The sequence below is a fragment of the Paraperlucidibaca sp. genome (assembly GCF_982810325.1).
Window position 1 is genome coordinate 40,456 of sequence record NZ_CEYEMI010000016.1, and the last position, 6,027, is coordinate 46,482.

General features: G+C 52.9%; 7 protein-coding genes. 4 read left to right on the forward strand and 3 right to left on the reverse strand.

What is annotated here, in order from left to right; genetic code table 11:
- The coding region (locus tag AC3DKE_RS07275) for a YheT family hydrolase (RefSeq protein ID WP_487990305.1) at positions 1-573 on the forward strand (573 nt) is incomplete at its 5' end.
- Here AC3DKE_RS07275 and AC3DKE_RS07280 read toward each other — a convergent pair.
- On the reverse strand, positions 543-1,247 hold the full coding sequence (locus AC3DKE_RS07280; protein WP_340675972.1) for a TetR/AcrR family transcriptional regulator: 705 nt from the start codon (positions 1,245-1,247) through the stop codon (positions 543-545). The two genes, AC3DKE_RS07275 and AC3DKE_RS07280, sit on opposite strands and share 31 nt — an antisense overlap.
- Before the next feature lie 103 nt (positions 1,248-1,350).
- Between AC3DKE_RS07280 and AC3DKE_RS07285 the strand changes: the two genes are divergently transcribed.
- From AC3DKE_RS07285 to AC3DKE_RS07295, 3 genes are all read left to right on the forward strand, one after another.
- On the forward strand, positions 1,351-2,796 hold the full coding sequence (locus AC3DKE_RS07285; protein WP_487990307.1) for a coniferyl aldehyde dehydrogenase: 1,446 nt from the start codon (positions 1,351-1,353) through the stop codon (positions 2,794-2,796).
- Between the two features lie 118 nt (positions 2,797-2,914).
- On the forward strand, positions 2,915-3,472 hold the full coding sequence (locus AC3DKE_RS07290) for a hypothetical protein (protein WP_487990308.1): 558 nt from the start codon (positions 2,915-2,917) through the stop codon (positions 3,470-3,472).
- Between the two features lie 15 nt (positions 3,473-3,487).
- The gene (locus tag AC3DKE_RS07295) at positions 3,488-5,143 is read left to right on the forward strand and encodes a GMC family oxidoreductase (RefSeq protein WP_340675975.1); all 1,656 of its coding nucleotides are present in this window, start codon (positions 3,488-3,490) and stop codon (positions 5,141-5,143) included.
- A gap of 25 nt (positions 5,144-5,168) precedes the next feature.
- Here AC3DKE_RS07295 and AC3DKE_RS07300 read toward each other — a convergent pair whose 3' ends face one another.
- The gene (locus AC3DKE_RS07300; RefSeq protein WP_340675976.1) at positions 5,169-5,429 is read right to left on the reverse strand and encodes a YfhL family 4Fe-4S dicluster ferredoxin; all 261 of its coding nucleotides are present in this window, start codon (positions 5,427-5,429) and stop codon (positions 5,169-5,171) included.
- Between the two features lie 2 nt (positions 5,430-5,431).
- Positions 5,432-5,929 (reverse strand): pantetheine-phosphate adenylyltransferase, encoded by a 498-nt coding sequence (gene coaD / locus AC3DKE_RS07305; protein WP_340675977.1) that lies wholly within the window; start codon positions 5,927-5,929, stop codon positions 5,432-5,434.
- Between the last annotated feature and the right edge of the window lie 98 nt (positions 5,930-6,027).

Below are 6,027 nucleotides of genomic sequence, written 5' to 3' on the forward strand. Positions count from 1 at the left end.
CCGCTCGATTTAGCTTCTTGCGCCGATCGCTTAGATCAAGGTTTGTCGCAAATCTATCGCAAGCACTTACTCGATAATTTGATGAATGCTTGGCAGCGAAAAGTGCTGAAGCTGCGCAGCCTAGGCCTTGAGGCCGATGCAGAGCGCATTGAGCACTTGCTGGCACTTGGGCCATTTAACTCATTTCGAGCTTTCGATGATGCAGTGGTGGCGCCATTGCACGGCTTCCATAGCGCCGAAGACTATTACGCGCGCTGCAGCCCGCTGCAAAATCTGGCCCGCATTCATTGCCCGACCCTGATTATTCAGGCCGCTGATGACCCGTTTCTTACGCCTAAATGCTTCCCAGAGGCGAGCGCATTATCGTCATCGCTGTATTTAGATGTGTCGCCGCAGGGCGGGCATGTCGGATTTGTTGCCGCGGGAGAGCATTGGCGTGAGCCGATATATTTCTTGGAGCAGCGCATTCCCGCATTTTTGGATAGTCAGGTACCAGAGAGCGTACGTCGAGCTGAAATGGTTAAGCGGCTGCCCCCAGCGTATCAGTCGTCATTCGCTAAAACTGTCCCATAATGAGCTCTCAAGGCCGCTAAGCCGGCTTTAGCCTCGCCGCGTAAATACGGCGCCTCTAAGCAAATCACATGCAAAATTCCACGCCGCAGCATGGCTTCAGTGATGTCGCCCGTGCTTGTATCGCTTATTGCCTTGCCAGCAAGACTATCGTCAATAAATAGACCGGTGGTGTGTAAAAAGTTGACCCAGTTGGTGGCTGTAATCCAAATAGTAATGGCTAGGGTGTCAATGTCTGAATCATCAGCCTCGATCATGCCAGCGGCTATTTGCGCACGATACAACTCGCGCAGTTGAGCCAGTACCTGCAATGAAAACGCGCGATATTGTGTGCTGAGTTGAGCATTTTCGAGCAAGTGCGTCATATCTCGATGCAGAAAGCGAAAGTCCCAGAGGCTGGTGAGAACGCGCTCGAAAAGATTAGCTTTATCGGCCTGAGTGAGCGGGTGCACATCTGGAAAAGTTAGAGCAGCGGCCATGCGTTCGGCGTAGCGAGTGAACAGTTCAATGATAATCGCGTCTTTATTTTTGAAATGATAATAAAGATTGCCAGGACTCATGCCCATCGCCGCCGCCAAATGATTGGTCGTGACTTGGCGCTCACCTTGCGTGTTAAACAGCTGAAGGCTGGCGGCCAAAATACGATCGCGGGTCTTGAGGGGGGCAGCAGAAGTCATCGGGTTCTCAGTCGCATCATTGACAGCTTAGAGTAAATGCTCTAAAAAATTGGCACAAGTCGCTCTACTGTCTTCAGCGCATATACTTTTAATTGAGGTTGCCATGGTTGCTCACGTTGCGGCATTAGCCGAACAAAATCCGCAAGTCGCTGATATGCAGCGAATTTTTAGCTCACAACGAGCAGCGTATGGCCTCCGTCCGATGCCCTCGGCCGATGAGCGCATTGCGAGCCTGAAGCGTCTGCGCGAAGTCATCATCAAATATCAAGATGATTTAGCCGATGCGGTTAGCCAAGATTTTGGCCATCGCTCCACCCATGAAACAAAAATTGCTGAAGTGCTGACCTCGCTTGAGGCGGTTAAGTACGCCAGCAAAAATGTGAAAAACTGGATGAAGCCACAGAAGCGCCACTCTGGCATCTTGGCGATGCCTGCGAAAGCGCGTTTGCACCCGCAGCCGTTAGGCGTTGTTGGTGTCGTGGTGCCGTGGAACTATCCGATTTTCCTCGCCATTGGCCCGCTAGTGGGTGCGCTTAGCGCTGGCAACCGAGTGATGATCAAATCATCGAGCTTCACGCCGCGCTTAGGTGAAACGCTGAAGCGCATGTTGGCCGAAGCATTCAGCGAAGATACTGTGGCGGTGATCACTGGTCGTGGTGAGGTCTCGGAAGCATTCAGCCACATGCCATTTGACCAAATTACCTTCACTGGCTCGACCAATGTTGGCCGTACCATCATGCAAAATGCGGCGGCAAACTTAACGCCAGTGCTGCTTGAGTTGGGTGGAAAGTCGCCGACTATCGTGCACGAATCTTACCCAATGACCGATGCCGCTGAGCGCATCGCATTTGGTAAATGCTGGAACGCTGGTCAGACCTGTGTTGCGCCAGATTATTTGTTGCTACCACGCGGCAAGACCGACGAATTCGTCATCGCTTTCACTGCGCAAGTTAGCAAAATGTACCCAACGCTAGTGACCAATGCTGATTACACCAGCGTTGTGAACGACAAGCAGTACAGCCGCATTCAAAGCTATTTAGCCGATGCCCGTGAGCAGGGCGCTCGTGTGATTGAAATCAATCCTGCCAATGAGCGTTTTGAAAACACCCGCAAGATCCCGCCGACAATTATCATCGGTGCTAAGCCTGAAATGCTGATTATGCAGAATGAAATCTTCGGGCCAATCCTGCCAATTTTGGAAATTGAATCGCTGTCGCAGGCGTTAGAGTTTGTTAATTCACGCCCGCGTCCATTGGCGCTGTACTACTTCGATAATGACAGTGCGCGTGCCGACTATGTCGTTACCCATACGCACTCAGGTGCGACAGGCATTAATGATGTGGTTACCCATGTTGGTGTCGATGATCTGCCATTTGGCGGCGTTGGCCCATCTGGCATGGGTCGCTATCACGCTTACGAAGGCTTCCAAACTTACTCAAATATGAAAGCGGTGCTGGTGCGCTCATCGATTTATTCAGTGCGCTACATTCTGCCTCCGTTCAATAAGGCCTCGCATACGCTGATCAAAAAGCTATTTCTCGGCCAATAAAATGAGTTAAAACGGAGTCTTAGGGCTCCGTTTTGCTTTCTAAGTAGCCTTTTTATGTGCGCTAAAACTGCGGTAATAAACACGAATACCCCTCAATAAAAACAATACCGAGGATGCGATGACTTCAACCCCAATTAGCAAAATAACCTCGGGCGTAAGCCGCCGAAACTTTTTGCGCACAGGTGCCATTGGCGGCTTTTTGCTTGCCACGGGTTCCGCTACTGCGATGCTAACCGGCTGTGCCAAATCAGTTCCTGCGAGTGATCGGCTATTTTTGCGTGAGCAAGATGTTGTGGTGCTAACTGCACTCATTCCTATTGTGTTGGCTGATGCCTTACCCACTGGCGAGGCGCGAGCTGCGGCGGTAACACGCACGCTGGCCGCTATTGATGGCTTTGTTGGCAACACCAGCCCAGCAGTGATGGATCAGCTCTATCAACTATTTGATTTGCTTAGCCTGCCTCCAGCACGTGTGGCAGCGGCTGGCCTATGGTCGGATTGGCCAAATGCGAGTGAAAAAGACTTATTAGCCTTTCTCACGCGCTGGCAGCACAGCAGCGTTGGTTTGTTCCGCGCGGGCTATGCCGGCCTGGTCAAAATCATCACCGCCGGCTGGTATTTATTACCTGAAAGCTGGCCTGCCATCGGCTATGTCGCGCCAGTGCGCGTGGTTTAGGAATAGGAGCAAATCATGAGCATAACTGTCGCAGGAATTATTGATCCTATTCGCCGTGGCATCGCCAATGGCTGGAAAGTACATCACGCCGGTGAAATGGCGACTGACCAAAGCATCGAGTGTGATGTGGTGATTGTTGGCACCGGCGCTGGTGGTGGCACCGCTGCTGAAGTATTAACTCAGGCTGGCCTGAAAGTGGTCATGCTCGAAGAAGGCCCATTGCGCAGCAGCGATGATTTCAAAATGCAGGAGGGCGAGGCCTTTCGCGACCTCTACCAAGAAGGTGGCGGGCGCACCACAAAAGATGGCGCCTTCACTATTCTGCAGGGCCGTGCAGTCGGCGGCAGCACCACGGTGAACTGGACATCAAGCTTTCGCACACCAGCAGAAACACTGAAGCATTGGGCTGATGTAAACGGCGTTAAAGGCCTCGATGAAGCTTCTATGGCGCCGTGGTTTGAGCGCGCCGAGCAGCGCTTAAACATTAGTCCATGGATGGTTCCTGCCAATCCCAATAACGATGTTATTCGTACCGGTTGTGAGGCCCTGGGCTGGAGCTGGCATAGCATTCCGCGCAACGTTGCTGGCTGCTGGAACTTAGGCTATTGCGGCGTTGGCTGCCCGACTAATGCCAAGCAATCGATGTTGGTGACGACAATTCCTAGTGCATTAACCGGCGGTGCGGTGTTGTATCAGCGCGCTCGTGTTAGTCAGCTGATTATTGAAAAAGATCGTGTGGTTGGCGTGATGGCCGAAGGCATGCCCGAGCAAGGTTTTGCCCCGACAGGTCGTAAGCTAACCGTGCGCGCGCGCCACACTATCTTGGCAGGTGGCGCGATTAACAATCCTGGAATTTTGCTGCGCTCGAAAGCCACGGATCCACATGAATTGGTTGGCAAGCGTACTATGGTGCATCCAGTAAGCGCGAGCTTCGCCCAGTTTGAGCGTGAGATGAACGGCTGGACTGGCGCACCACAATCGCAGTACTCCGATCATTTCCAATGGAAAGATGGCGCTGCTGGCCCGATGGGCTTCAAGGTTGAAGTGTTGCCGATGTTGCCGGCATTTATCGCTGGCCTGTTGGGCAGTTTTGGCGAGACACATTTGCAGGAAATGAAAGCACTCGGCCATTTAAACGGCATGATTGCACTGATGCGCGATGGCTTCACTGAAGATTCACTTGGCGGTAGCGTCAGCCTGCGTGACGACGGCTCGCCCGTGCTCGACTATCCGATGACCGACAGCCTGGCCGATGGCCTGCGCCGTGCCTATTTGGCGATGGCCGAAATGCAATTTTCCGCAGGCGCTAAGCAAGTGCGCATGATGCAAATGGGCACACCGGCATATAAGAGCTGGGCCGATGCAAAAGCCGCGATTGCTAACTTTAGCATTGAGAAGTTCCGCACTGGTCTAGGCTCAGCTCACTTAATGGGCGGCTGCGCCATGGGCGAAGATCCGCGCACATCGGTGGTGAATAGCCAAGGCCAGCATCATCAGCTAGAGAATTTAAGCATCATGGATGGCTCGGTGTTTCCGACCAGCATTGGCGCTAACCCGCAGCTGTCGATTTATGGCCTAGTCACGCGCAATGCCACGCTGTTGGCGCAGCAGTTAGCACCAATGACAGCGTCTCGTGCTGATGAGTGGGCGGCGCTGCGGATGCTTGGCTAAGGTTCTTTGCCAAGCCAGAGGCTGCTTATGCCTCGGGTTTCTCGGCAGTTAGCTTTTCAAATTTAGCCTGCAATTCCTCACGACTCTCCGTGTGATTTGGGTCGATGGGGATGCAGGCGACGGGGCAGAGCTCCACACATTGCGGCACGTCGAAATGCCCCACGCACTCAGTGCAGAGTGCGGGATTAATCTCGTAAATTTCCGGGCCCATATAAATCGCCAGATTTGGGCAGGCCGGCTCACAGACATCGCAGTTAATGCATTCGTCGGTGATGAGTAGCGCCATATCTAGCTCTTGCGCGGGCCATGCCCGAGTTTTTCAGCGAAGGCCGCGAGCACAACAGGTGATACGAACTGCTGCACATCGCCACCAAGAATGGCGATCTCGCGTACCAAACTCGATGAGATAAACGACAAATGCTCAGACGGCGTTAAAAACACCGTTTCGAACTCGCTATTGAGCTGGCGATTCATATTGGCAAGCTGGAACTCATACTCAAAGTCTGACACCGCGCGCAGGCCACGCAGCACCACATTGGCATGCATTTCGGTGACAAAAAACGACAGTAGCTTATCGAAGCCGACCACTCGCACATTGGGCAGGTGAGCGATCACCTCTTGCGCCATGCTCACGCGTTCCTCTAGCGAAAATAGTGGTTTCTTCTTTTCGCTGGCGGCGACCGAAACAACGACTTCATCAAACAGGCGCGAAGCGCGCTCAATGAGGTCCTTATGACCGTTGGTGATGGGGTCGAAGGTGCCGGGATAGACGACGCGTGTGGACATGGGCATTCCTTGTTCAGTGTTTTGTCAGGTGGTGATGGTACTACTGTTGCAAATCGTGCGCGCAGAAATGCACTACCTGCGCACCATACAATAAAAGC

Bases quoted from the DNA above. Each gene is read 5' to 3' on its own strand.
- AC3DKE_RS07290 (WP_487990308.1), top strand. From the start codon at position 2,915: ATGACTTCAACCCCAATTAGCAAAATAACCTCGGGCGTAAGCCGCCGA.
- AC3DKE_RS07280 (WP_340675972.1), bottom strand. From the start codon at position 1,247: ATGACTTCTGCTGCCCCCCTCAAGACCCGCGATCGTATTTTGGCCGCC.
- AC3DKE_RS07300 (WP_340675976.1), bottom strand. From the start codon at position 5,429: ATGGCGCTACTCATCACCGACGAATGCATTAACTGCGATGTCTGTGAG.
- coaD (WP_340675977.1), bottom strand. From the start codon at position 5,929: ATGTCCACACGCGTCGTCTATCCCGGCACCTTCGACCCCATCACCAAC.
- AC3DKE_RS07295 (WP_340675975.1), top strand. From the start codon at position 3,488: ATGAGCATAACTGTCGCAGGAATTATTGATCCTATTCGCCGTGGCATC.
- AC3DKE_RS07285 (WP_487990307.1), top strand. From the start codon at position 1,351: ATGGTTGCTCACGTTGCGGCATTAGCCGAACAAAATCCGCAAGTCGCT.